The sequence below is a fragment of the Halobacillus sp. AWH4_228 genome, assembly GCF_056158365.1.
The window spans coordinates 1,136,457-1,158,488 of sequence record NZ_JBSWTE010000001.1; the positions used below are offsets into that span (position 1 = coordinate 1,136,457).

Annotated in this window: 23 protein-coding genes and 1 pseudogene; 17 read left to right on the forward strand and 7 right to left on the reverse strand. The window is 45.5% G+C overall.

The genetic code is table 11. The features are described from left to right. The first annotated feature begins 122 nt into the window (after positions 1 to 122). The 3 genes from ACXADP_RS05525 (at position 123) to ACXADP_RS05535 (ending at position 2,165) form a co-directional block, all read left to right on the forward strand. Positions 123 to 617, forward strand: coding sequence for a PH domain-containing protein (locus tag ACXADP_RS05525; RefSeq protein WP_474971052.1), 495 nt, complete (start codon positions 123 to 125; stop codon positions 615 to 617). Continuing rightward, positions 614 to 1,537 carry a PH domain-containing protein gene (locus ACXADP_RS05530; protein WP_474971053.1) on the forward strand — a complete coding sequence of 308 codons (924 nt, stop codon included), beginning with the start codon at positions 614 to 616 and terminating at the stop codon, positions 1,535 to 1,537. Before ACXADP_RS05525 ends, ACXADP_RS05530 begins: the two co-directional genes overlap by 4 nt. Before the next feature lie 178 nt (positions 1,538 to 1,715). Next, a complete protein-coding gene (locus ACXADP_RS05535; RefSeq protein ID WP_474971054.1) occupies positions 1,716 to 2,165 on the forward strand; it encodes a PH domain-containing protein in 450 nt (149 codons plus the stop codon). Positions 2,166 to 2,201: 36 nt separating this feature from the next. Here the strand turns inward: ACXADP_RS05535 and ACXADP_RS05540 are convergent, their stop codons facing one another. Beyond that, positions 2,202 to 2,963 (reverse strand): SDR family NAD(P)-dependent oxidoreductase, encoded by a 762-nt coding sequence (locus ACXADP_RS05540; RefSeq protein ID WP_474969418.1) that lies wholly within the window; start codon positions 2,961 to 2,963, stop codon positions 2,202 to 2,204. A 92-nt stretch (positions 2,964 to 3,055) separates the two neighbouring features. Between ACXADP_RS05540 and ACXADP_RS05545 the strand changes: the two genes are divergently transcribed. The 7 genes from ACXADP_RS05545 to ACXADP_RS05575 all read left to right on the forward strand — a co-directional run bounded on the left by ACXADP_RS05545 (position 3,056) and on the right by ACXADP_RS05575 (position 6,011). Beyond that, entirely contained in the window at positions 3,056 to 3,421 is a 366-nt protein-coding gene (locus ACXADP_RS05545; RefSeq protein WP_474969417.1) for a MerR family transcriptional regulator, read from the forward strand. Positions 3,422 to 3,529: 108 nt separating this feature from the next. Further along, positions 3,530 to 3,736: a helix-turn-helix transcriptional regulator gene (locus tag ACXADP_RS05550; protein WP_027956271.1), complete on the forward strand. Its 207-nt coding sequence runs from the start codon at positions 3,530 to 3,532 to the stop codon at positions 3,734 to 3,736. Next, complete coding sequence (locus ACXADP_RS05555) at positions 3,736 to 4,113, forward strand: permease (protein ID WP_474969416.1); 378 nt, start codon at positions 3,736 to 3,738, stop codon at positions 4,111 to 4,113. The genes ACXADP_RS05550 and ACXADP_RS05555 overlap by 1 nt, the downstream gene beginning before the upstream one ends. A 19-nt stretch (positions 4,114 to 4,132) precedes the next feature. Then, the gene (locus tag ACXADP_RS05560; protein ID WP_474969415.1) at positions 4,133 to 4,303 is read left to right on the forward strand and encodes a hypothetical protein; all 171 of its coding nucleotides are present in this window, start codon (positions 4,133 to 4,135) and stop codon (positions 4,301 to 4,303) included. A gap of 150 nt (positions 4,304 to 4,453) precedes the next feature. Further along, a complete protein-coding gene (locus ACXADP_RS05565; RefSeq protein WP_474969414.1) occupies positions 4,454 to 4,609 on the forward strand; it encodes a hypothetical protein in 156 nt (51 codons plus the stop codon). 140 nt (positions 4,610 to 4,749) lie between these two features. Beyond that, positions 4,750 to 5,187, forward strand: a complete 438-nt coding sequence (locus tag ACXADP_RS05570; RefSeq protein ID WP_206933477.1) for an OsmC family protein — start codon at positions 4,750 to 4,752, stop codon at positions 5,185 to 5,187. Positions 5,188 to 5,393: 206 nt separating this feature from the next. Beyond that, a complete protein-coding gene (locus tag ACXADP_RS05575) occupies positions 5,394 to 6,011 on the forward strand; it encodes a YczE/YyaS/YitT family protein (RefSeq protein ID WP_474969413.1) in 618 nt (205 codons plus the stop codon). A gap of 357 nt (positions 6,012 to 6,368) precedes the next feature. Here ACXADP_RS05575 and ACXADP_RS05580 read toward each other — a convergent pair whose 3' ends face one another. Further along, positions 6,369 to 7,487: an MFS transporter gene (locus ACXADP_RS05580; protein ID WP_474971055.1), complete on the reverse strand. Its 1,119-nt coding sequence runs from the start codon at positions 7,485 to 7,487 to the stop codon at positions 6,369 to 6,371. 158 nt (positions 7,488 to 7,645) lie between these two features. Beyond that, positions 7,646 to 8,197, reverse strand: coding sequence for a TetR/AcrR family transcriptional regulator (locus ACXADP_RS05585; RefSeq protein WP_474971056.1), 552 nt, complete (start codon positions 8,195 to 8,197; stop codon positions 7,646 to 7,648). Positions 8,198 to 8,641: 444 nt separating this feature from the next. Between ACXADP_RS05585 and ACXADP_RS05590 the strand changes: the two are divergent. Continuing rightward, positions 8,642 to 8,779, forward strand: a pseudogene (locus tag ACXADP_RS05590) (transposase); the annotation flags it as partial. A gap of 224 nt (positions 8,780 to 9,003) precedes the next feature. On the opposite strand, the gene ACXADP_RS05595 reads toward ACXADP_RS05590, so the two are convergent. Beyond that, on the reverse strand, positions 9,004 to 10,371 hold the full coding sequence (locus ACXADP_RS05595) for an alkaline phosphatase (protein ID WP_474971057.1): 1,368 nt from the start codon (positions 10,369 to 10,371) through the stop codon (positions 9,004 to 9,006). 827 nt (positions 10,372 to 11,198) lie between these two features. On the opposite strand from ACXADP_RS05595, the gene ACXADP_RS05600 reads away from it, so the two are divergent. After that, entirely contained in the window at positions 11,199 to 11,483 is a 285-nt protein-coding gene (locus tag ACXADP_RS05600; RefSeq protein ID WP_474969409.1) for a hypothetical protein, read from the forward strand. 143 nt (positions 11,484 to 11,626) lie between these two features. On the opposite strand, the gene ACXADP_RS05605 is transcribed toward ACXADP_RS05600, so the two are convergent. After that, positions 11,627 to 12,310: a Crp/Fnr family transcriptional regulator gene (locus ACXADP_RS05605; RefSeq protein ID WP_474969408.1), complete on the reverse strand. Its 684-nt coding sequence runs from the start codon at positions 12,308 to 12,310 to the stop codon at positions 11,627 to 11,629. A gap of 186 nt (positions 12,311 to 12,496) precedes the next feature. On the opposite strand from ACXADP_RS05605, the gene ACXADP_RS05610 reads away from it, so the two are divergent. The 3 genes from ACXADP_RS05610 to ACXADP_RS05620 all read left to right on the forward strand — a co-directional run bounded on the left by ACXADP_RS05610 (position 12,497) and on the right by ACXADP_RS05620 (position 16,419). Further along, positions 12,497 to 13,060 (forward strand): TetR/AcrR family transcriptional regulator, encoded by a 564-nt coding sequence (locus ACXADP_RS05610; protein WP_474971058.1) that lies wholly within the window; start codon positions 12,497 to 12,499, stop codon positions 13,058 to 13,060. A gap of 293 nt (positions 13,061 to 13,353) precedes the next feature. Continuing rightward, complete coding sequence (locus ACXADP_RS05615) at positions 13,354 to 14,193, forward strand: ABC transporter ATP-binding protein (RefSeq protein WP_027956280.1); 840 nt, start codon at positions 13,354 to 13,356, stop codon at positions 14,191 to 14,193. A 153-nt stretch (positions 14,194 to 14,346) separates the two neighbouring features. Further along, a complete protein-coding gene (locus ACXADP_RS05620) occupies positions 14,347 to 16,419 on the forward strand; it encodes a PAS domain S-box protein (protein WP_474971059.1) in 2,073 nt (690 codons plus the stop codon). Between the two features lie 25 nt (positions 16,420 to 16,444). Here ACXADP_RS05620 and ACXADP_RS05625 read toward each other — a convergent pair whose 3' ends face one another. After that, a complete protein-coding gene (locus tag ACXADP_RS05625; protein ID WP_027956282.1) occupies positions 16,445 to 17,092 on the reverse strand; it encodes a haloacid dehalogenase type II in 648 nt (215 codons plus the stop codon). 85 nt (positions 17,093 to 17,177) lie between these two features. Here ACXADP_RS05625 and ACXADP_RS05630 point away from each other — a divergent pair, with 85 nt between their 5' ends. Continuing rightward, entirely contained in the window at positions 17,178 to 17,732 is a 555-nt protein-coding gene (locus ACXADP_RS05630; RefSeq protein ID WP_474969405.1) for a metal-dependent hydrolase, read from the forward strand. A 104-nt stretch (positions 17,733 to 17,836) separates the two neighbouring features. Next, the gene (locus ACXADP_RS05635) at positions 17,837 to 18,727 is read left to right on the forward strand and encodes a COX15/CtaA family protein (protein WP_027956284.1); all 891 of its coding nucleotides are present in this window, start codon (positions 17,837 to 17,839) and stop codon (positions 18,725 to 18,727) included. Positions 18,728 to 18,769: 42 nt separating this feature from the next. On the opposite strand, the gene ACXADP_RS05640 is transcribed toward ACXADP_RS05635, so the two are convergent. Then, on the reverse strand, positions 18,770 to 21,973 hold the full coding sequence (locus ACXADP_RS05640; RefSeq protein WP_474969404.1) for a DEAD/DEAH box helicase: 3,204 nt from the start codon (positions 21,971 to 21,973) through the stop codon (positions 18,770 to 18,772). Positions 21,974 to 22,032 lie beyond the last annotated feature (59 nt).

A 22,032-nucleotide genomic window follows, 5' to 3' on the forward strand; every position in this document is an offset into this window, starting at 1 on the left:
TAAATCGACTAAATTATATCAAATATTTCCTTGTAGAGACAGGCTTTTGAAAAAGAGTGAAACGAAACAGAGTCTTCATCGTATAGGAAGATAAAGGAAAATAGTGAAGGAGTGTCTGCCTTATGGAAGTGACGATGGAACCCCCATTACAGCGGTTATCCAAGGACAGTATAAAAGTGTGGATATGGAAGGAAATTATTGAGAATATCATCGGAACAGTTGTGCTGGTTCTCTTGTTTATTCTGGACCGCGTGTTTTCCTGGCCGGTCTGGACCGGGTGGGTTCTGTACGGTCTTGTTGGTTTAACAGCAGCAGGGGTGATCTGGGCTTTTTTTAAAGTGAACTTATTACATAAGCACTGGCGGTACGGAATGAATGAAGACTTCCTTTATATAAAGTCAGGGGCCTTAAAAGAAGAATACAAGGTCATTCCGATGACGAAGATCCAGTCTGTTTCTACGAATGAAGGACCTCTGCTGAAAAAATATGACCTCTCTTCTGTGGAAGTCAGTACCATTGGACGCATGCACGTCATTCCTGCTCTACCTAAGGCAGAGGCAGAAAAACTGCGGCAGCAGATTGCTCTATACTCCAATGTAGAGGAGGAAGATGAATGATAGGGAAAGGTAGAAGCAGATATCATCCGAAGGCCATGCTTCATGATTACATCCATCTGATCAAGACGAGTGTCCCTTTGTTTTTTCTGTTTTTTGTATTAAAGGTCGATTCAAGCGCATGGTTGTTCACCTATGGCCGGTATGTCCTGCCAGCAGCTGTTACCTTTTCCGCTCTCTATATTCCGGTCAAGTGGTATGCAAAAACGTATGAGATTCTCCCTTCGGCAATTGTTGTATCATCGAAACTTCTTACAACATCGACAAGTACGATTCCTTATTCAAAAATTCAGCAGGTGAAAAGAAAGACGACATGGGTGCATCGGTTGACCGGAATGACCTCCCTTACTTTGGTAACAAGTTCAGAAGGTCGTGACGGCACCATCCGATTTGATGTTTTAAGACCATCGGAGGCGTTATCCATTGAACAGCACGTACAGCAGGAACAAACAGCTGTTGAATTTGAAACGTCCCAAGGAGAGGGGGTTTTTTCCGAGGATCTCAGTCATCAGGAGGAAATAGAGCGAGTGGAATCGGAAGAACCCGCTGGGCAACCGGTGCCGAGGGGATCGACTGGGGAGAAAACAATTCATTATACACCGACGAAGAAGGATATCATGAAGGCCTCCCTTGTGTCTCTCAGTTTTCTTACGGTTGTGCCGTTTGCAGGGTCGTGGCTTTCCAATGCGGAGGATCTGCATTTTGAAAACCAGGTGAACGGGCTGTTCGAGAGCATTTTATCGTCGATCTGGATGATTACAGGAGCGCTTGCCTTCCTGGCCGCTGCAGGATTTGTAATTGGAATCGTACGTACATATAAGAAGTATGGGAAGTTTGAATTGGCTTCAACATCAGAAAGGATCTTGATAACAAAAGGAAGTTACTTCCTCCCCTTCCTTTTCACCGGCAATGACCAGTTTTAATGAAGCAAAACCGAGAAGCCGTTTCATGAGGGACTGCTCAATTAAGACGGCCTGCACGTTTTCCTTCTCCACAGAAAGGTAATCCTGCTCCCAGGCTTCCCTGTATCCATTTCTACCACTGAAGCGTGCCTATAGTCTCGTTCATGAAATGCTTCCGAAATATCGTGTGCTCAAGAATATGGAAAAGCTGCCCCGTCAGTCCCTTTATATCCGTCTGCTTCGTCCCAGCTGGTTATGGATAGCAGCAACGGCGGGGTTGTATATCTTTAAACCAGCGCCTTTTCATATCGATCTGCCGTGGTGGGCGTTCTCAACAGGTCTTTTCATTGTCATTATCCTGTCCCGCATCCAAGGGTATCTTCACACCCGTTTCCAAATGGATGACACGTTCATCCAAACCCAGACAGGCGGATTCACAAAGACGCTGTATCTTTCTAAGCGAAGTAAAGTGATCGAAGTGGAAGTATCCCGGGACTATTTCCAGCAGAAATCAGGGCTCGCTTCGCTTACCTTAATCAACCGTGCTGCCCCTGTGCGTGAAACGGTCGTGCAAGATGTGCCGGCAGCATTCGCTGAACGTTTGAAGGTATGGTATACCCATAGAGATCATAAAAGAAGAGCTTCTTAAAAAAAGCCCCCTGCTTTTATAACAGGGGGCTTGTCCTTATTTGCGTGTTCTACGCGCGTAGGGATAAATTGGATCCTTCAATTGGAATTCATAGGTCTCACCATCGACGATACCGACGACTTTGTCGCTGTCATACAGGTCGAGCATGAACTGGGCCATTTCTTTTGCTGTGTGGAACTGTGGAATATTTCCTTCATAGTCGAAGTTTTCGGTGTCCATGGAACGGTCGGCGAATTCGGTTTCTGTTGCAGCCGGTGCAAGGACTTTTGCCTGCATCTTCGCTCCTTTGTCCTCAAGCTCCTGCGCCATACCTTCTGTGAAGGCACTTACGAAGAATTTCGTTGCACAATAGGTCACAGCATCCGCTACAATCGTATAGCCTCCGCCGGAAGAAACGTTGATCAGCTGCGTTCCTTCGACATCTGCATAATCCCGGGCATACAAGGATGAAAGAATCGTAAGGGCTTCGTTGTTCAAGCGGAGCATGGATTCAATTTTAGGAAGCTTCTGTTCTCCAACAGCTGCAAAGTTTCCAAAGCCGGCATTGTTGATGAAGGTCTCAATGTCGAGGTCTTTCAGGCTTTCATAAAAGCTGTAAACATTTTCTGAAATGGATAAGTCAACTTCACGGATAATCACATCCAAATCCGGGTTGATGTCATGGACTTCTTTTTTCAACTGTTCCAGCTGCTCTGTTCTGCGGGCGGCGATGACGAGGTTTTTTCCTCGTCCTGCGAAAACCAGTGCCGATTCATAACCAATACCTGAGCTTGCTCCTGTAATGACCGTATATTTCATGATTGATCCCTCCAATAATTTTAGTACACTGTTATTGTAGACCTTAGAGAGAACTCTAAGTCAAATCATAACTGTAAAGGTGGAGGAAGCCGATGTATACCATCAGTGAAACGGCCGAAAAACTCGGCATGAGTGCTCATACTCTACGCTACTATGAAAAAGAAGGCATTATTGCCCCGCATCGAAATGAAGCAGGAGTCAGGGAATTCGATGAGCAGCACATCCTATGGCTGCAGTTCGTAAAAAAAATGCGTGAAACACAGATGCCTGTGACGCAGATCAAAGAATATACCAAGCTGTTTCAGGAAGGTGAGCACACAGCCGGAGACAGGCTGAAGCTTCTTGAAGAACATCAGCAGTACATTAAGAGCCAGATTGAAACCTTAAAGGCGACGGATGACATGCTGACGAAAAAGGTTGCCGCTTATAAGGAAGCGATGAAAGGTGTATTGAATTAATGTTGTAAGCAGGTCCGGCAAATGCCGGATTTTTTTATTCACTATTGTAAAGGTTCATTGACGTTAAGTTCCCTTTACAATAAAATGGGGATAATTGGAGGTGGAGGTGTGGAAAACCGGCTGGCTGAATTTAGAAAAAAACATGGATGGTCACAGGACAAACTCGCAGAAAAGCTTCATGTGTCGAGACAGACGATTATTTCCATAGAAAAAAACAGGTATTCTCCTTCCCTCCCTCTCGCTTTTGAGATCTCGCGAACGTTTGGTGTTTCTATTGAAGATATTTTTATTTACCGCGAAGGAGGACGAGAATAATGGATCATTATCCAAGGACATTCATCGTTTTAGGATCACTGCTCGGGGCTATGGGACTTTCTTTACTGATCATTGGACTGCTGGCTGACGGGGCTGTACAGGGGCATTCTTTTTCGATGCTCTCTTTATCGGTGCTTGCCTTCTGCATGAGTTATTTGTACCCACAGTTTAAGCAGAAGGATGAACGGATGAAGTCCATTCGTCAGAAAGCTGTTTCTTATGCCTTTACGGCCGGCATCGGGTATATGTTAGTCTTTTCCCTTTTAGCTGAGATGAATGTCCTGACGATGGACGTGTCCAGCGTTCTTTCGCTGATTATTGCCTTGAGTATGACGACCTTGTTCCTGCTGCTTGTTTTCCTGGCACGTAAATATTGAAGCAAAAGGAGAGGATCTCATGAGCTGGTTTTTTCCTGTTGTGTTTTTAATCACATTTGGCATCAGCTATTATATTTTGAAAAAGGAAACGACGAATGGATCTCTATCAAAAAAAGGCTTCTACCAAATCACAGTTTTCCTGCTTTTTATTTTCCTCTTGGCGTTCAGTGTCGCTGCCTGGGGAGCATGATCATTTTTCCCGGACCGGCACACGGGGATTCCGCTTCTTTTGTGTAAGACAGCTTACACTTCTGAGCGCAGTGGTAGTGGATCGATCTCTCCCGTGTTACATTGGATTTGTCTTCAAGAGAAGACCCCAGACCACGAAAAAGGTGTTGGTATGATCAAGTGGATGTTGTCCAAGATCACGAAGAAAGCCCATGCTTCGCAAAAGCTGACTCAGAGAGGATCGGAGAAAGAAGACCAGCTCCAGGCTTCTCTAAAAGTAGAAGGCTGTGTTCGTGGTTGTGATCCAGGCTGGTGCTGCCCCGGTTAAACCAGGAAAGTGTAAGCTGTCTTATGAATGTGAAGCAGGAATGTTGCACAGATTTGATACAACTGATATATTTTTCTGTACCAACCGGTTGGTCTAACTATCACTTATAAAAAAAGAAAGATTCGAGAGGAGAATGATCCATGGCTAAAATGAACGAAAAAATCACAGCAGTATCTAAAGGTATGAAAACAGAAGGTGTTTCCGGAGAGCATAAGGTTGTCATTGATGAACCTGCAAAAATGGGAGGAACCGACGAAGGTGCCAACCCACTTGCAACCCTTCTTGTATCTCTTGCAGGGTGTGAAAACGCGATTGCAAACTTCGTAGCCAAAGAAATGGAGTTCGATCTTCAAGGCATCGATTTCGAAATTGACGGAGAACTGGATCCCCGCGGTATGATGGGAGAAGAAGGCGTCCGCCCTTACTTCCAGAAAATCACCGTAAACGCGACTGTTCACACAAGTGAATCAGAAGAGCGTCTGGCTCAATTCCAAGAAACGATTGATTCCCGCTGCCCTGTGTATACAACACTAAAAGCGGCTGACGTTGAAATGATCCCGAACTGGGTTAAAGCATAAATATTTTTCCAACACCCTTTAAGTGTCATCTTAAAGGGTGTTTATTTTTGTAAGGCGGGTTACAGGTGGAGACAGACCGTCCCTGTATACTGAAGGCTTGGGAGAAAGGGACATACCTTTTCAAGAAAGGCATTTTTATTGAATGCATCGGAAAGTCCTGTTACTGTTTAAAGGCTTATTCAGAATGAAAAAGGAGGGACAAGTGTATGAAGCAGTTATTCTTATATGTGTTCGGTATACTCATCTCGAGCCTGGGCATTGCGTTTTTCATTAAAGCGGATGTTGGGGTTGGCACGACAGACAGTGTCGCGGTAGGCTTGTCCTCCCATATACCAATTAGTGTAGGGGTAGGAATGATGACAGTCCATGTAACGGTAATTCTTTTAAATAGTATTCTTGGAAAGACGATCCCATCCTTATTTGTATTTATTCCAATTGTTCTGAGAGGGGTAACCCTCGACTTGTGGAATTTCCTTCTTATAGATTTCCAGCTGGAGTCGCTCGCCTTAAGATGGGGACTCTTATTCGTTGGAATTGCTTTCATGGGAATTGGCATTGGCTCATATCTGCACACGAATCTCCCTAAAATCCCTGTTGATGAACTTATGCAAACATTGATGAAGAAAGATGGACTCTCTCTTAGAGTAAACCGAAATCTCTATGAATTTTCCTTGCTTGTCATCGGGTTCCTGCTTGGGGGGCCAATTGGAATCGGAACGTTCGTTATCTCGTTCTTACTAGGTCCATCCATTCAATTCTTCTATGAACGATGGAATGATCTGCTATCACCTACAAATGAACGACAATACGCAAGTACTTCCTAACTGCTGAAGAGTCAATTCTAATGAGAATTGACTTTTTCTTTAGAAACAGAACGGACTCCATTTCAAAGGGATAAGAGTGTGAAGGCAATTATACCTCCATGGAGAGTGTAGTTCTTCATGGAAGTCCTACCTATGCTTCAAGACAAGAGGGGCGTTCGTTATTTAAAATCCCAACACACAAAAAAGCTTCCATTAAATTGGAAGCTTTTTGCTATGCATATCATTATGAACTTAGCAGGGGGATTTTTTAAATCTAGTTTTCCAGTCATATACCGCATTCATTTTCTTTTAATGTTATAGATTTCAACGAAGAAAAGATCCGAATTTTTCTATGATCTGTCATGGCGGAAGTCTGCTCTAGGCTGTCCGTAAAGAAGATCCTGCGATAGAGATAGCTCCAAATACTGCGAACGTCACAGCATAACCAACCCATTCAATCATACTGCCTGCAAGGATAGACCCTATCACTTGGCCAAAGGAAAGCATAATGAAAGGTAAACCTATACCTAAAGAAGCATTACTCTCAAATACACGGATTCCCCAGACGATAAGCAAGCCACATATAAACAAGTTAGAGGTGCCGAATAACGCAGCTGCTCCTAATATCATAGGAATGCTGTCAGATGCCCAGGTGAGTAGAAACGAAGCTCCTCCCATCATCATAGCAAATAGGGTATAACTGGATTGGAGCCCGATCCGTTCGATAACGGTGCCGCCTAAACCACTGGTTATACCGAAGAGTCCGATCGTGACCCAGAATAGAGATAATACGAGGGTACTGAATTCACCGCTGCTTTCTATGAAACTCCTGGAGAAAGTCCAAAAACATGCACTTGAAATCCCCATTAGAACAGCCGCGGTGATGATCGATGTAGCTCCTTTTAATCCTTTTGCCGATAATATCCCGCGTTGAACCTTTAAGGAATCGTCAGGTTTTGGGATAATCCGATAATTCCACCATAAAACGAGTAAAGCAATAAGAGCATAGAGTAAGTAAGTGTATCGCCAATGAAGCGGCAGCAGAAGGGCGCCAACTCCTGTGGCGACGATACCTAGACTAGTACCGGAGTTTATCCATGTATTGGCTTTTCCTTGTAAGGGTACCTTTATCCAATGAGCAATAGCTGATCCGTACGGAGGAGACACGAGCCCTGTACTTCCCCCGGCCAGGAGAACGCCTGCCGCAAGCATCCATTCGTTTAAGGAAGCGCTGATCATCAGCATACCACTAACAGCAAAACCACCCGCCAGCATAATCATAGGTTTAGGCCCTTTATTAGTTGTCAGGACAGTAGAATAAACAATGGTAAAACAAAAGGCAAGGTAAAATAGAGAAGAAATGATACCGGAAAGTGTATCGGACATTTGAAAGGAATGGGAAATGTTGGGGAGCAACAATCCGAAACTGTACCTTGCTAATCCATAAGTTACTGCAATCATAGTTACGCCTGGAAAGACGAGTCTCGTGAAATTCATAAGCTGTGATACTCCTTTGTTTCTATACTTTAGATAGAACGTTCTTTCTATCTAAGTTACAAGTATTGATCCAGACAAGCTGTATGTTTTTACCATGGACTCTTCTTTATGGGGCAAGGATTTACTTATAGAAAAAACGGTATCCGAAAGGATGCCGTTTACGTTAGGAAATGGGATTGAAGAGCTTTTGTCATGGTAACTGCATGATCAGTGGCTTGTGTAGGATCTGTAATCTGGGCCATGGATGTAGCCCCTTCAATAATAAGAAGAAATTCATAAGCAAAGTTCTTCTCATCTTTGATATTGCTGCGAATGGCAAGTGTCTCGAAATACTCAAGGACTTTTGATTTATGCTTTTTGGCAATATCTGCTATGTTCTTGTCTGTATCCTGATATACTTCAATGGCACGCAGGAACATACAACCTTGAGGGGATACTTCTTTTAAGAATGCTCCATGTAATTGGGCAATCCGTACAAATGTATCGTTAGAATAGTCCTCGGATGCAGAACAAATGTATGCCCAGTACCGCTCTTCACGGTTTTTGACAGCCTCTTCTACAAGCTTGTTCTTAGAGGAAAAGTGATTATACAACGTCATCGTCGCAACATTTGCTTCATCAACAATTTGTTTTAAACCAACTCCATGAAATCCATAAGTATAGAAGAGGTGTTCGGCAGTATTTAATACTTGTTTGCGCTTCTCACTCAATGGTTAAGCAAACCTCCTTTAGATAGAACGTTCATTCTATTGTCAACGTAGCATCTATAATAGTAGAAGTCAAAGTAAACAGGAGTGGTTTCCTGATTTCTATGGGTTTCTATTTAGAATTAAGCGATCAGAGCTGGCTCTATATCTAAAAAGGCAAGGTAAGAATGCTTCAATGTAAAAACTAACCATTCCTCCATCCTTTTCTAATACATCCACATTTTCGAAGCCGATTGTAACAGTCTGTAGAAACAGTTCGTCATAGTATGTCATGTTGAGAGGGCACGTTCCGCTTATCGGTGGATGCCTGCCGCGGGAACGGCCTCTGCTGACTTGGTCAAGAAGACCACTGGACCAAGTGGATCTTCGGCTCGCGCTGTGTCACCACCAAACGCTCCTCGTGACGACGTTAGAATTATAGAGGAAAGAGATTGTGCCCTATGCAGATTCGCAGATTCAAAAGAACGGCACGGGCTGCGTTACTGTCGCTTGCGCGGAAAAGAGAATGTGCGCGAACAAGCGTTACTGACGGCGGCCTGCCAAAACATGAAAAAGATTGCCCTTCACCTATCCAGGGTGAGATAGGTGAAGGAGAGTCTTTTTCGGTGAAGGGCGGGCGAATACCAGGAGACTCCTGCGGAAAAACGGGCGACCCGAGACCCCGCAGTGTGGGTTTTCACGAGGAGGCTCGGGCGTTCGTCCGCGGAAAGCGAGTGGTATTCGACCGCACGAACTGCACAAAAAAACTTGCAGAAAAACATGGGGTTTCTCTACAAGCTGACGACAGCCATAGGGCTGTTGTTTTTATTTTACTTATCCTCTAAATCTACTTTCAGGGCTTCTGCCATAATTTTAGGAAGATCGGTGTTGTCGATCAGGCCGCTGAAGGAATTGGACTGAGGTCCGTAGGCATAAACTGGAATGTCTACACCTGTATGTCCAGTACTGGTCCATCCGACAAGGGCTTTATCACTCACATATTGGTTAATGGCAAGTTTTGGATCTTCAGATTCCTGGATTTTTTGAACATCTTCTTCGGACAAGTCAAATGGTGTATGACTCTCTACGACTTCTTCAACGTTGGAACGATTTTCGTTTAATTCTTCAGCCATGAATGCACCTGTTGCTGTAACCTTTTTTACAAGCTCCGGCCTGGTGTCATACTCGCCATTAGATCCAACGGTCATACCGCCGGTTTCATGGTCACCGGCTATGACTACGAGAGTGTTTCCATCTTCTTCAGCAAATTCCATGGCCTTTTCCACTGCTTGTTCAAATGCTGCTGTATCCTTGAATGCCCAAGTGGGATCATTATCGTGGCCTGCCCAGTCAATTTGGCTGCCTTCAACCATTAGGAAGAACCCATCCTTGTCTTTCTCAAGGAGGTCAATTGCACGTTCGGTCATTTCTGAGAGACTTGGCTGTTCTGTATTTTCACGCTCCAGTTCGGGTTTTAAGGGGCCGTCTGCAAATAAACCTAGAAGCTTTTCCCCTTCTTCTACATCAATATCCTTGCCTTCCATTAAATCGCTGCGCGTTTCCACGTTTTTATAACCTGCTTCCTCCGCTTGCTCTAATAGATTCTCATCTTGCTGTTCGCCGCCTTCAGACGCTGGGAGGAAGAAATCTTTACCTCCACCAAGCATAACATCGACATCGTTATCCAGCATTTGCCTGGCGATTTCAGGCTGATGATCACGTGACTTTACATGGGAGGCAAATGCAGCGGGGGTCGCATGGGTAATCGTAGATGTTGCAACTAACCCTGTTGATTTCCCTTTGTCTTCTGAAGCCTCTAGGATTGTTTTCACTTTATTTCCGTCCTTATCTAAACCTATCGTACCATTGTTCGTTTTAACACTAGCTGCCATTGCTGTTCCGGCAGCAGCGGAGTCGGTTACCTTGGAATCATCTGAATAGGTTTTGTGCAGACCTTTCAAATGTTTATCCCAAACGGCATCTTCCCCCTTATACCATCGGTAGCTTGTAGCGTAATCCGTGTTAAAACCATCAGGAATCATAAAAATCACGTTGTCGACTTTTTCCTGGGGAGGACCCGCTTGGTCGGGGGTTTCTTTTCCGTCCCCTTCCTGCGCATCAGGTTGTTGAACACAGCCAACTCCTGCGCCCAAAATCAAACTTGCACTCATGATAAAAACACCGGCTTTTTTAAACATATGTACACGCCCTTTACTGATGTGATGCATCAACAGTATACCAAGTCCATTCTTCGTTAATTTTAACGAAGGATGAAATTCATTTAAAAATTTCATGTGATGTGTAAATATCAGACAGCTTTTGTGCAGGGATTAATCCCTGCACAAAATGTTTTTCTTCCCTTTAGCAGTTCTTATTGTTAGTAATATCAAGACTGAACTTTACCTAGGTGCAGGCTTTGTAAGGAATGCTAGAGGAGGAAGTAGTGGAGGGATTTTGTAAGTATTACAGGGTAATCTCCATGAGCAGCGCATTCATACAAGCGCATGGGCCTCTTGCAGATTTTTTATAAGGCAGGAGAAAAATAAAACACTCTTAGGAGGAGCGTCCGGTTGTTTATTTTGTTTACGGATAGATGCTATCCTGTGTTTGAATAGTTCCTGAACGTGTCTTAGTAACCCTTCTATAATGTTTCAAGATGAATGAGATACTTATCGGAGATTTGGTTGCAATTTCTAGTTGGGCATAGGTTTGATATGATTGAATGACTATTTATTGTTCATGAGCCATTGGTCAGATAAAGGTACTCGCTAAACTAAGGATTAAATGGAAGAAGTGTTCCAATGAAGAGTTTTTGTAAATACCCCTTGATCATCATTTACATGTTTTTGTTTAGTTATCCAGCAAGTATTTTTGAAGTTCCAAAGAATATCTTTTACATACTCATCGGGTTTCCATTACTATTGGGAGGTGTTTTATTCATACATTTTTTATTTGAAAGGAACTCCTGACTCCATATACATAGGTTGAACATGTTTTTTTCTGTCCTGAGGGGGGGGGTTTTTAAATGTGGATCCTATTTGCCGTTATATCGATAGTGGCAACAATCATCAACGTATACCTGTATATAGCAGGAAAGGAATATAAGTTTGCTATGGCAGTTGGGTTGTCTTTCACTTCACTAACCCTCTGCGCTGAATACAGTCTTGTATCCCGGTGGGTGGCAGCGGAAGACTGGGCTGCTTTATTAGATGTCGTGCCCGGGATGAAAGAGGCGTTGTGGTCTTTGACAATTGTTTCTATCATACTGAATACAGCACCTGTACTGTTGGAAATGAAAAGGAAAACATAACCACTTTCCTATCCCTCTTTTAGATGGAAATAGGAAACATTAGTGGCATCTGGCCGATATGAAAAGAGGAACTTCCGAATGGGGGAATTCCTCTTTTTATTTGAACATCCGCACCGAATGGAATAAAAGGGAATTATTCAGCTTCAAGAGTTTCCATGCAGCAATTCCTCTGTTTTATCCGCATCGATGGAAAGATAGCGGACTTTTTTTATATACCCGTCTTTTTTCAATTGACTCATCATCGCACTGGTCGTCTCTCTGGTGGCTCCGATCATGTTGGCGAGATCCTGGTGGGTGAGTTTCATTTCGATGGTCTGCCAGTTTTTCTTCCGGCGGCCGGTTTTCTGACTCAGCATGAGCAGCAGGTAAAGGAGCCGCTGCTTCACATCACTGAGGGCGATTTTTTCACTCAGGCTGTAAACATCCTTCAATCGTGAGGAGAGAATGTCGATCAGTTTCAAGGCTACGTGCGGATTCTCCTTGATGAAGCTTTCATAGTCCTCATGGCTGAGCGTACAGAGATACGTGTCGGTCATAGCTTCTGCATAGGTTTGATCATCCGTCAGACTGATGGTGGAGGTTTCTCCGAAAATGTTGCCGTCTACTAATATATCCACCGTAAACTGGCGGCCGTCTTCGTTCATGCGGTACAAGCGCACCTGTCCCTTCTTCAAAAGGAAAAGCACGTCCATAGGGTGATCAGGAGAAACAATCACCGTTCCTTTTTTTACGGGGCTCATTTCACTCATTTGATCAATACTCATTAATTCATCCTTGGATAGTTCTTCAAACAAACTGATCTGGGAAAGCAGGGTCAGCTTATCCATTCGTGTTCACCTCATATCTTCCCTGAAATTGAATCATGGTTAAGACAGGGAAATCTTTCTCTATGATAGCAGGATGGCAGAGACCTGGGCAATGTGCGGATCAGAGCGTTGTCTGTTGTCCTGCAGGCGTGTTATTATTATACAACTTGACCAACTGGTTGGTATAACTGCAGGAAGGTGAGGAAGATGAGTGAAAAAAAACAACAAATCATAGGGGCAGCCGCTAAGCTGATTCATGCGAAAGGCTATGAGTCGACAAAGCTGAGTGACATTTTGGCAGTGTGCGGGATCGGCAAAGGCCAGTTTTATCATTATTTTACTTCGAAAAGAGAGCTTGGGCTGGCCATAGTCGATCATTATGCGCAGATGTGGCAGGACGAGCTGATTGAAGGCATTCTAAAATCCGGCCGATCCCCAGCGAGGAAAATGGAAGAAATGCTTCAGTGGGCGATTCAGTTTCATGAAACGCCGGAAAAGCTTCACGGTTGTCCGTTTGGAAATCTTGCGCTCGAGATGAGTGAGCATGATGAAGATTTCCGTGTGAAAATCAACCGTATTTTCTCTGACTGGATTGAAGAGCTGACACAGGTGATTGAAGCTCTTCAAGGTGAAAAGCAGGCAAGACAGAAAGCGCGGATGGTTGTCGCTCAGATTGAAGGGGCGATTCTTCTTATGAAGAACAATCAGGACTCCGAGGTTCTCCTTGATATTATTGAAGGCATCCGGCAGGAATATATCAGCAGCTCATAGAGGCTGCGGGTCTCTTTTTAATACATGGAAAATGGGAAACGCCCCCCTCCATGGTTCTTTCGCGATGGAAAAAGGCATACACTTTTCCATGAACCAGATGACAATGATTCTCAAATTCATTGACACACTATACGTAAGCCCATACACTAGATAGTAGGAAAATGATAGTTTTCTAAAAAATTCAACATCTATATATATGAATGAACACGAAGACCTATCTGAACGTTGAATGAGGTCTTTAGATAAAGTAGACGGTGTAAAGGTTTAGTGAGAAAAAAAGGAGAGGTCAGGTCATGGATACCTTATTGGCAAACAATCTCACACTTGGATATGGGGACTCGGTCATTATTGACTCTCTTGATGTGAAAATACCGAAAGGGAAAGTGACGGTCCTGATCGGAGGGAATGGTTGTGGCAAATCGACACTTCTCCGTTCCATGGCACGGCTGTTAAAGCCGAAATCCGGTCAGGTGGTACTCGATCAGAAGGATATTTCCAAAATGAGGACGAAGGACGTGGCCAAGAAGATGGCCATTCTTCCACAAAGTCCAACGACCCCTGAAGGATTAACTGTGTACCAGCTTGTGAAGCAGGGGCGTTATCCTTATCAGGGATTTGCTAAGCGCTGGTCGGATGATGACGAAGAAGCGGTTACGCGTGCGCTCAACGACACGAATCTTATGGAATTGAAGGACCGCTCTGTGGACTCCTTATCCGGAGGACAGCGGCAGCGTGCCTGGATTGCCATGACATTAGCTCAGGATACGGATACGCTCCTTCTTGATGAACCGACGACCTATCTGGATATGACCCATCAGATTGAAATTCTGGATCTTCTTTTCGATTTGAACCAGGATAATGGCCGGACGATTGTGATGGTTCTGCACGATATTAACCTGGCATGCCGGTATGCGGATCATATTATTGCAGTTAAGGATAAGACGGTTTATACACAGGGGCGTCCCGAGGATGTCGTGACCTGTGATATGATGCAGCATGTATTTGAAATGGTCTGTGATGTGAGGGAAGACCCTCTTTTCGGCACCCCGATGTGTATTCCACACGGAAAGGGACGTTGTCTGATTAAACAGGCACAGGCGGAAGCGCAGGCCCAGCAGAAACAAACCGTATAGATTTTAAAGCAGCCGGACGTTCGGCTGCTTTTTTTTGTGGCTGTTTTTTCTTTGGAACAAGGGGATTGGTTCATTTGAATAGAAGTGTACAGAAGAGACAGTAAAACCTTAGATATATGGAAGATTCATGTATAGGGAACAGGGAGGAATTAGGTGAAACAGATAGAAGAAGCAGAAGGTATGGGAACTATGGAGGGGATCAGCGGTCAGATTCCCTATGATGATCTGCTTCCCATGTTGATGAACGGGATTTCTGATTTTATATTTTTAATGGACGTAGAAGGCCCTCGTCGTTTCAAATACCGGTATATGAACAAGTCAGCTGTAAAGGGTTCCCTGGCCGGTGGCGCAGTGTGGAAAGGAAAATACATAGAAGAAGTACTGGATGAGAATGCAGCACCATCACTTATTGACGCGTACGAAGAAGCCGTTCAGAAAAAGGGTCCGGTTACGTACGAAGATCAGATCATGGTGAACGGGAAGGTGTTCCGGAGTCATTCGGTGCTGACACCAACGCTGAACGAAGAGGGGGACGTGACACATATTCTGGCGGTGACGCGAAACCTTACTGAGGTGATGGAAAAGGAAGAGGCGCTTGGAAGTATGAATGCGGTATACAAATCGTTGATGACAAATACGACGGATGCAGTCATCATCCTGGGTACAGATGGGAGCGTACTGGATGTGAACAAGGCTTTTACGGAGCTTTACGGTTTTTCGAAAGAAGATCTATCTGGAAGCTCCTATCCGTTTGTGCCGGAAGAATTGAGTGATGAAGCATGTGAACTCGTCCAACAGGCATTGGAGGGAAGTGGAACATCGGGCCGGACAACAATCCGGAAATCCCGGGATGGTTCGCTGCTGGATGTGGCTGTCAGTGTTTCCCGCATCCAGAATGAAGAAGGGGAAACCATCGGGGTCAGTTCGATCATCCGGAATGTGACAGAGGAGAAGAATCAGGAGCGGAGACGGGAAAGCAGTCGATCACGCTACCGTTCCTTATTTGAACACAATCCTCAGGCCATTTTAACACTGACCTTCCGCGGTACTATAACCAAAGCGAATCCGGCCAGCCTTGAAATGCTTGAAAAAGAAGGACATGAGGTGCTGCATACGTCCTTTATGGAATTGATTTCCAAAGAACAGGAAGGCGCTGTGCGAAAGGAAATTCATGGTTCATTCTTCGACACCGGCGGTCAGTTCCGGACAGTTGTGGATGTAGGAGGAGAGGAGAAAATCCTCCAGATCTCTTTAGTCCCGATTATCATTCAGAACAAGAAAGAAGGCATCTATGCCATCTTGGATGACATTACGGAAAAAGAAAAAGCTTATGAAGGAATGCGCCAGAGTCAGGAAAGTTTCCGCTTGATCGCTAATTACTCCAATGATTTGATTTCTGTCTTCTCTCCCAAAGGCGCTCTGATCTACGCCTCGCCTTCCCAACAGGAGTTTTTCGGGGAAGATCCTATGAGCTGGTCCAGAGAAAGCCTGATGCAGAAGGTTGAACGTGGAGATCTGAGCCGTCTGACGGACCGTTTTATCAAGAGCTGCCGAACAAAAGAAGGATTCACCATTACAGTGAAGTTGACAAGCTTCAACGGTGAACCTGTCTGGTTTGAGTGCCGCGCAACCCCTGTCATTGATGATGATCATGAAGTCAGTCACATCGTCGTAGTGGCCCGGGACATATCGGAACAGAAAAGTTATGAAGAGAAGCTGGAGAGGTTCGCCTATTATGATTATTTAACCGGTCTTCCCAACCGTCTTCTTTTCGAGGAAAACGTATGGAAAGCCGTTGAAAAGGGGCAGCGGACAGGCCAGGCGTTTGCGATTTTATATTTGGACGGTGACGGCTTCAAAGGCATCAACGATCAATATGGCCACGACATGGGTGATGAATTTCTAAGGGAGGTTGGAAAACGGCTCCGTTCCTGTATTCGAGGAGGCGACTCTGTGGCGAGAATCGGCGGGGATGAGTTTTCCGTCCTGGTTGAAGAACTGAAGGACCGCCGTCTGATTCGTGATGTATCGAATAGATTGTTAAATGAGCTTCGTGAACCTTACTATGTCAGAGGAATGGAAATTCGGACGTCTTTTTCCATCGGTGTGGCCTGCTTTCCGGAGGACGGGGAAACGCATGAAGGATTGTTCCGAGCTGCTGATGCAGCCTTATACGAAGGTAAAAAGAAAGGGAAAAACCAAGTGCTGTTTTTTGAAGATCTATAGGAAAAGGAGTCCGTAATGGACTCCTTTATTGTGGGATATTTGTCAGGTTATCAATGATATAAGTCGGTTCGATGCCAAGTTCCGGCCACTTTTGTTCCTTCCGGTTCACCCAGGCGGTATGGAACCCGTAGGAAGTGGCTCCAGTGATGTCCCATGGATTGCTGGAGAAGAATAGAATTTCTTCTTTTTTCAGTCCGAGTTTTTCCTGAGCATACGCGTAAGCTTCCGGATGCGGTTTGTACACCTGGACATCATCGGCACTCAGCAGCTGGAAGGTATCGGACAGCTGGTTATTTTCAAGGAGCGGTTCAAGCATGGATGTCGTTCCATTTGAAAAGATGGTGAACGTCTTGTCCGGATGCTTTTCGCTCATAGAAGCAACTTCTTCATAAGGGGAAAGGTGCTGATATTCCTCCATCAGCTCACTCACGACCTCTTCTTTCACTTCCACACCACTTGTGGACAGGGCATCAAGAAGCGCCCATCTTGTAATATCCGTAAAAGGACGGTAATCTTGAATCAGTTGACGGACAAGGAAATAATGAATCTGGTTACTGCGCCATTTCTGACTGATGGCTTCTCCTTTTTCCGGATAGAACTGATGAATTTTTTCCATCACGCTGTGCACGTCAAAGACTGTGCCGTACGCGTCAAAAACGTAAGCTTTATACATAACTTCGACTCCTTTCCATGTTGTATGTTTCCCTCGCGGCTGAAAGGATAAACAATGGTCGAGAGAAGATAAGGGAGATGAACGCATGAACACGTTACACCATGGATACTGGACCTTTTTCGCCACCCGGAAAAAGAAATATACCGGGTGGTTCGTGTTCGGCAGTATCCTTCCAGACATCGTTTATTATGTCATGTTTTTATATTTGAGCGTAAGTAGAAGGGCCTGGGAGGTAGCGGATGATGAGAACCCGATGCGCTCGCTGTTCCGTCTGGTCTACGATCTATTTGAACACCCGGTCGTCTTTATCCTGCGTCAGGCCGGTCATTCTGTTTTCGTCTGGGCAGTGGTTTTTATCGTGCTGCTCGTTTGGAAAGGGAGGAAATTGAACGCATGGACAGCCCTCGCCTATGGGTGGCTCGGGCATATCGTTCTGGACCTGCTCACCCATGTGGAGGATGCTGTGCCGATGTTTTACCCAGTGAGCAGCTACACGTTCCGTGGACCTGTTTCCTATTGGGACGATGACTACCATGCCGCGGCTTTTTCCCTTGTTAATACGACGCTCATCGTCCTCTCACTTCTCTATATGTTCGTGAAAAAAGTGAAGGACAAACGTTCGTTCACAAAAAGTTCATGAGAGTTGGGTGCGCTTTCCTTTATCGAATCCACTGTTTTCATGATATGATTTACATGTAATTCTTCTGTTACATGTCATGATCTAAATAGAGAAAGGGTAAGACGATGAAGAAATTTTCTATTCTTACAACGTTTGTCACGTTCCTCGCCCTTATCCTGGGAAATCTTGTCGTTGCGACAGACTCCGGGGATGCGTGTGGAACGTCATGGCCGTTTTGTAATGACCGGATCATTCCTGATTTCACGGATTATCACGTCATTATCGAATATTCCCACCGGTTGATGGTGCCGCTGCTTATTGTACTGACGGGCCTCAATGCGATAGGAGCCATTTATAAGTACCGAAAAAATAAATCTGTATTTGTTCTCGCTGTTCTCAGCCTGGCGCTGCTCGTTCTTCAGTCCATTATTGGCGGATTGAACGTGCTGCTTGGAACACCGCCTGGATTTACGACCTTTGATGTCACATTCAGCCAGCTTCTTTTAGTCGTCCTTGTGCTGCTGAGCTACAGTCTGCATGAGACGAAAATTGAGCTGGACAGGAGCCGCTGGTCCTCCATTGCGATGAGTTACCGGACGTTCCTGATCGGTTATGGGCTGTATGTCCTGCAGGTGATTTTAGGCGCCTTCTTCAAACACAGCCGTGCCAGCAATGTGATGATGGACATTCCTGCTGTGGAGTATTTGATTACGAGTGAATCCATGGCGAATGCTGTCTACTCGCTTCACTGGGTGGCGACGGTCGTCATTATCGTAGCCGCTGTTTACTTTGTCATTTACGCATCCAGGTTCAAATATCACATCTCGCTGTCGTGGTTGTATTTGATTTCAATCCTGATGAATGCGGCCGTTGGATTCATTATTGTAGTGACAGGGAATGTCGTACTGGCATCCTCCATCCATATGATCATCTCCACGATAACGATGACCATTGGCGCCTGTATCCTTGGCGGGTACTGGTTCAAACTTCAGAAAAAGTCCTTAACGGTAGAATAAAAGCACGAGCGGATGCGTCCGCTCGTGCTTTTTTGTGAGGATTTATTGAAACAGCTGCTGGATTTCTTCTTCGCTCAGTGATGTAAGCATTGATTCTCCAGGCTGGATGATCTGATCGACGAGGTCGCGTTTTTTCTGTTGAAGCTGATAAATCCGCTCCTCGATCGTTCCTTCGGATATCATCCGGATCACCTGGACGACTTTTTCCTGACCGATCCGGTGGGCCCGGCCGGCTGCCTGTTCTTCAATAGCCGGGTTCCACCAAAGATCATAAAGGATGACCGTATCGGCGCCGGTCAGATTGAGTCCGGTCCCACCGGCTTTCAAGGAGATAAAGAAAGCGTCTTTTTCTCCGTTGTTGAAGGCTTCGACCATGTCCATCCGTTTTTCTGATTTTGTACTTCCATCTAAATAGAAGGCATCCAGGCCGTTGTCAGTCAGCTCTTTGTGCATCAGGGTCAGCATGCTGGAAAACTGCGAGAAAATCAGCATCCGGTGGCCGCCGGCTTTCATTTCCTCCGCCAGTTCTTTCAATTGTTCCAGCTTTCCGGACTGTCCTTCGTAATTTTCAAGAAACAGGGCGGGATGACAGCAGATCTGTCTGAGACGTGTAAGACCTGCAAGGATTTCCAGTTTTCCGCGCTGAATCCCTTTCGTTGCGATGGTTTCCTGGATATCGTTTTGGATTCGTTCTAAATAAGCCAGGTACACCTCTTTTTGTTCACGGGTCAGCTCGGAGTATTGAACCGAATCAATTTTGTCCGGAAGTTCATCAAGCACTTCGGTTTTCATCCGTCTCAGAATAAACGGGCGTGTCATTTGTGAGATTTTTGCCGGTTTCAGCTGCGTGAACTTCTTCTTACTTGTAAAGAATCCGGGCATAATGGCGCGGAACAGCGACCACAGTTCCTGCAGCGAGTTTTCGATCGGCGTTCCGCTCAAGGCAAACCGGTGTCTCGCACGCAAGGACCGGACGGAAGAGGCTGTTTTCGTTGATTCGTTTTTGATGGCCTGGGACTCATCAAGGACCATGACATGAAAGTCCTTATCTTCGTAGTGCTTAATATCCTGACGGAGCAGGGGATAAGAGGTGATCCACACATCTTTACCCTCCGCCTGTTCAAAGGCGGCCTGGCGTTCTGAAGGGTCACCGGTCATCACCTGCACCGTGAGGGACGGGGCGAATTTTTCGAGCTCCTTTTTCCAGTTGTAAACAAGGGAGGCTGGAGCGACGATAACAGCTGGAGCGGTTAAGGATCCCTCCTGCTTTTCATCGAGAATGTAAGAGATCGTCTGCAGCGTCTTGCCAAGCCCCATATCGTCAGCGAGGACGCCGCCGAGTCCGTAATGACTGAGCATCTTCATCCACCGGAAACCCGTCAGCTGATACGACCTGAGATCTGCCTGCAGATTCTCGGGTGGATCAATCTCAAAGGACTGGGGGGACCGGAGCCGGGTGACCAGTTCTTCATAACGGTTGCTGCGGTCGGAAAGGTTCGTGTCCAGCGTTTCATCCACCTGCAGGCTTCGTGCAGCGGCAACTTGAAAATGGTTGTCCTCCACATCTCCGGTGGTTAAGTTCAAGTCCTCCACAAGTCGTTGGAAACGCTCAAATGAATCAGAGGTCAAGGACATCAGCGCCCCATCGGATAATCGGTAGTACTTTTTCCGTTCAATGACCGCCTTTAAAGCTTCTGTTACATCGTCCGTACTGATGCCTTCGATGGCAAAGCTGATATCGAGCCAGCTGCCATCGGATTCAAGGTCAATGGACGCCTGCAGTTCATGTTGCTGATCATCAAACAGTGACCGGACCGCTCCGGATAAGAATACGTCACTGTATTTCTTTAAAGAAGGCAGGTATTGATAGAGGAACGTTTCCAATCGATCCTCGTCTTCTAAATACACCATCTCCCCGTCGAATTTAAATTCGGCGGATTCAATAATCTGCATGATGTTCTGTTCTGTCTCAAAGTCGCGTTGAACAATGGTCTGTCCGGGGCGTTCCTTATCATTAAAAGGGTCAATGACAAGGTCGCCGTAATGAAATTTCACATCGATCGTTAATGTCCACTGTTGGAAATCAAGATACACTTCAGCCCTGAGATCTTCCTGGTTGATTTTCTGCTGGGCGGACGTGTCCAGATTCACATCCGCAATCGTTGCCAGTTCCGGCAGGACGTACGAAACGATCCCTTCCATATCATTATGGCTGATCGTATGGCTGCCGTTGGAGTTGTAGGGAAGGATGGAATACAGCGTCCGGATCACTTCCTCCTTTTCCTGAGCGACGGGATAGAAGTTTCCTTCCTTATAAAGCAGGTGGTAATCAGATAAATAATCATAATCCTTTAAATGGTTCATATGCATGTGGAAATGTCCGCGCTCTTCCGATACATAAAACGTTAAATCAGGAAAAGACTCTTCGTAATGGAGTGGACCCGCCTGGCTGCCGCGTTCGATGACCTCCGTCTCCTGCTTTTCAAGCAGGGGCAGAAGCTGGTGGACGAGGGCGGGGGAGATTTTCAAGATTTTCTGTTCAGCGGTATTCCACTGCTGCTCAAAAAACTGCTCCTGCTCATACGCCCTTTGAAGCAGCTGGAATATGGCCTGATCCTCTTCCGAAAACGTATGTTCAGCAGGATCGTACGTAAACGATTTGGTCAGGCGGTAGGGCTGCTGCTTTCGGATGTACTCCAGCAGTTCACGGATATTTTTAATAACGTAGGGGTATTTCTCTCCAAGCTTTAATTCAATCCCGAGGCTGCGTGTGCCGAGAATGGATTGAATATGCAGGGAATATTGAATGCGCAGCGGCTTTTTCGTGTCCATCCCTGTACGGCTTTCCTGTTTTTGACGGAAGGCTTCGAATAGACTGACCGCAAACATCCGGTCCTGGCTTGTCGTCCTGGGCGAACGGTTCCGGCCTTTGTCAGCCAGTTTCGGAGCAAGCTCCTCCAGGGCTCTTTCGCGGATGGCAATCAGTACCGCAGCAATGTGCTTGCACGTATAATAGGTGGAGTAGGCGGCACACTCACACGTGGCCTCCACATCATCATCCTCAAAAAAGAAGACGCGCACCTCATAATCATGAGTGCCCGCAACAACAGCGCGCCAGGAATGGATAGCGCTGTTATGGGAAAGTCCGTACACTTTGCCGGATTCAAAATATTGTTTTCCTCGTGAATAAAAGGCTTCACCGGTAATTTTCTTTATATCTTTCGGTTGTAATAAGTAGCTCTGCATACTTGGCATCCTTACTCTCAGTTTTAGTTTCATTATAACAGGTTTAAGCGGTCCAGGAG

Coding starts and splice junctions, on each gene's coding strand:
- ACXADP_RS05525 (WP_474971052.1), top strand. CDS start 123: ATGGAAGTGACGATGGAACCCCCATTACAGCGGTTATCCAAGGACAGT.
- ACXADP_RS05530 (WP_474971053.1), top strand. CDS start 614: ATGATAGGGAAAGGTAGAAGCAGATATCATCCGAAGGCCATGCTTCAT.
- ACXADP_RS05535 (WP_474971054.1), top strand. CDS start 1,716: ATGGAAAAGCTGCCCCGTCAGTCCCTTTATATCCGTCTGCTTCGTCCC.
- ACXADP_RS05540 (WP_474969418.1), bottom strand. CDS start 2,963: ATGAAATATACGGTCATTACAGGAGCAAGCTCAGGTATTGGTTATGAA.
- ACXADP_RS05545 (WP_474969417.1), top strand. CDS start 3,056: ATGTATACCATCAGTGAAACGGCCGAAAAACTCGGCATGAGTGCTCAT.
- ACXADP_RS05555 (WP_474969416.1), top strand. CDS start 3,736: ATGGATCATTATCCAAGGACATTCATCGTTTTAGGATCACTGCTCGGG.
- ACXADP_RS05560 (WP_474969415.1), top strand. CDS start 4,133: ATGAGCTGGTTTTTTCCTGTTGTGTTTTTAATCACATTTGGCATCAGC.
- ACXADP_RS05565 (WP_474969414.1), top strand. CDS start 4,454: ATGATCAAGTGGATGTTGTCCAAGATCACGAAGAAAGCCCATGCTTCG.
- ACXADP_RS05570 (WP_206933477.1), top strand. CDS start 4,750: ATGGCTAAAATGAACGAAAAAATCACAGCAGTATCTAAAGGTATGAAA.
- ACXADP_RS05575 (WP_474969413.1), top strand. CDS start 5,394: ATGAAGCAGTTATTCTTATATGTGTTCGGTATACTCATCTCGAGCCTG.
- ACXADP_RS05580 (WP_474971055.1), bottom strand. CDS start 7,487: ATGAATTTCACGAGACTCGTCTTTCCAGGCGTAACTATGATTGCAGTA.
- ACXADP_RS05595 (WP_474971057.1), bottom strand. CDS start 10,371: ATGTTTAAAAAAGCCGGTGTTTTTATCATGAGTGCAAGTTTGATTTTG.
- ACXADP_RS05600 (WP_474969409.1), top strand. CDS start 11,199: ATGTGGATCCTATTTGCCGTTATATCGATAGTGGCAACAATCATCAAC.
- ACXADP_RS05605 (WP_474969408.1), bottom strand. CDS start 12,310: ATGGATAAGCTGACCCTGCTTTCCCAGATCAGTTTGTTTGAAGAACTA.
- ACXADP_RS05610 (WP_474971058.1), top strand. CDS start 12,497: ATGAGTGAAAAAAAACAACAAATCATAGGGGCAGCCGCTAAGCTGATT.
- ACXADP_RS05615 (WP_027956280.1), top strand. CDS start 13,354: ATGGATACCTTATTGGCAAACAATCTCACACTTGGATATGGGGACTCG.
- ACXADP_RS05625 (WP_027956282.1), bottom strand. CDS start 17,092: ATGTATAAAGCTTACGTTTTTGACGCGTACGGCACAGTCTTTGACGTG.
- ACXADP_RS05630 (WP_474969405.1), top strand. CDS start 17,178: ATGAACACGTTACACCATGGATACTGGACCTTTTTCGCCACCCGGAAA.
- ACXADP_RS05635 (WP_027956284.1), top strand. CDS start 17,837: ATGAAGAAATTTTCTATTCTTACAACGTTTGTCACGTTCCTCGCCCTT.
- ACXADP_RS05640 (WP_474969404.1), bottom strand. CDS start 21,973: ATGCAGAGCTACTTATTACAACCGAAAGATATAAAGAAAATTACCGGT.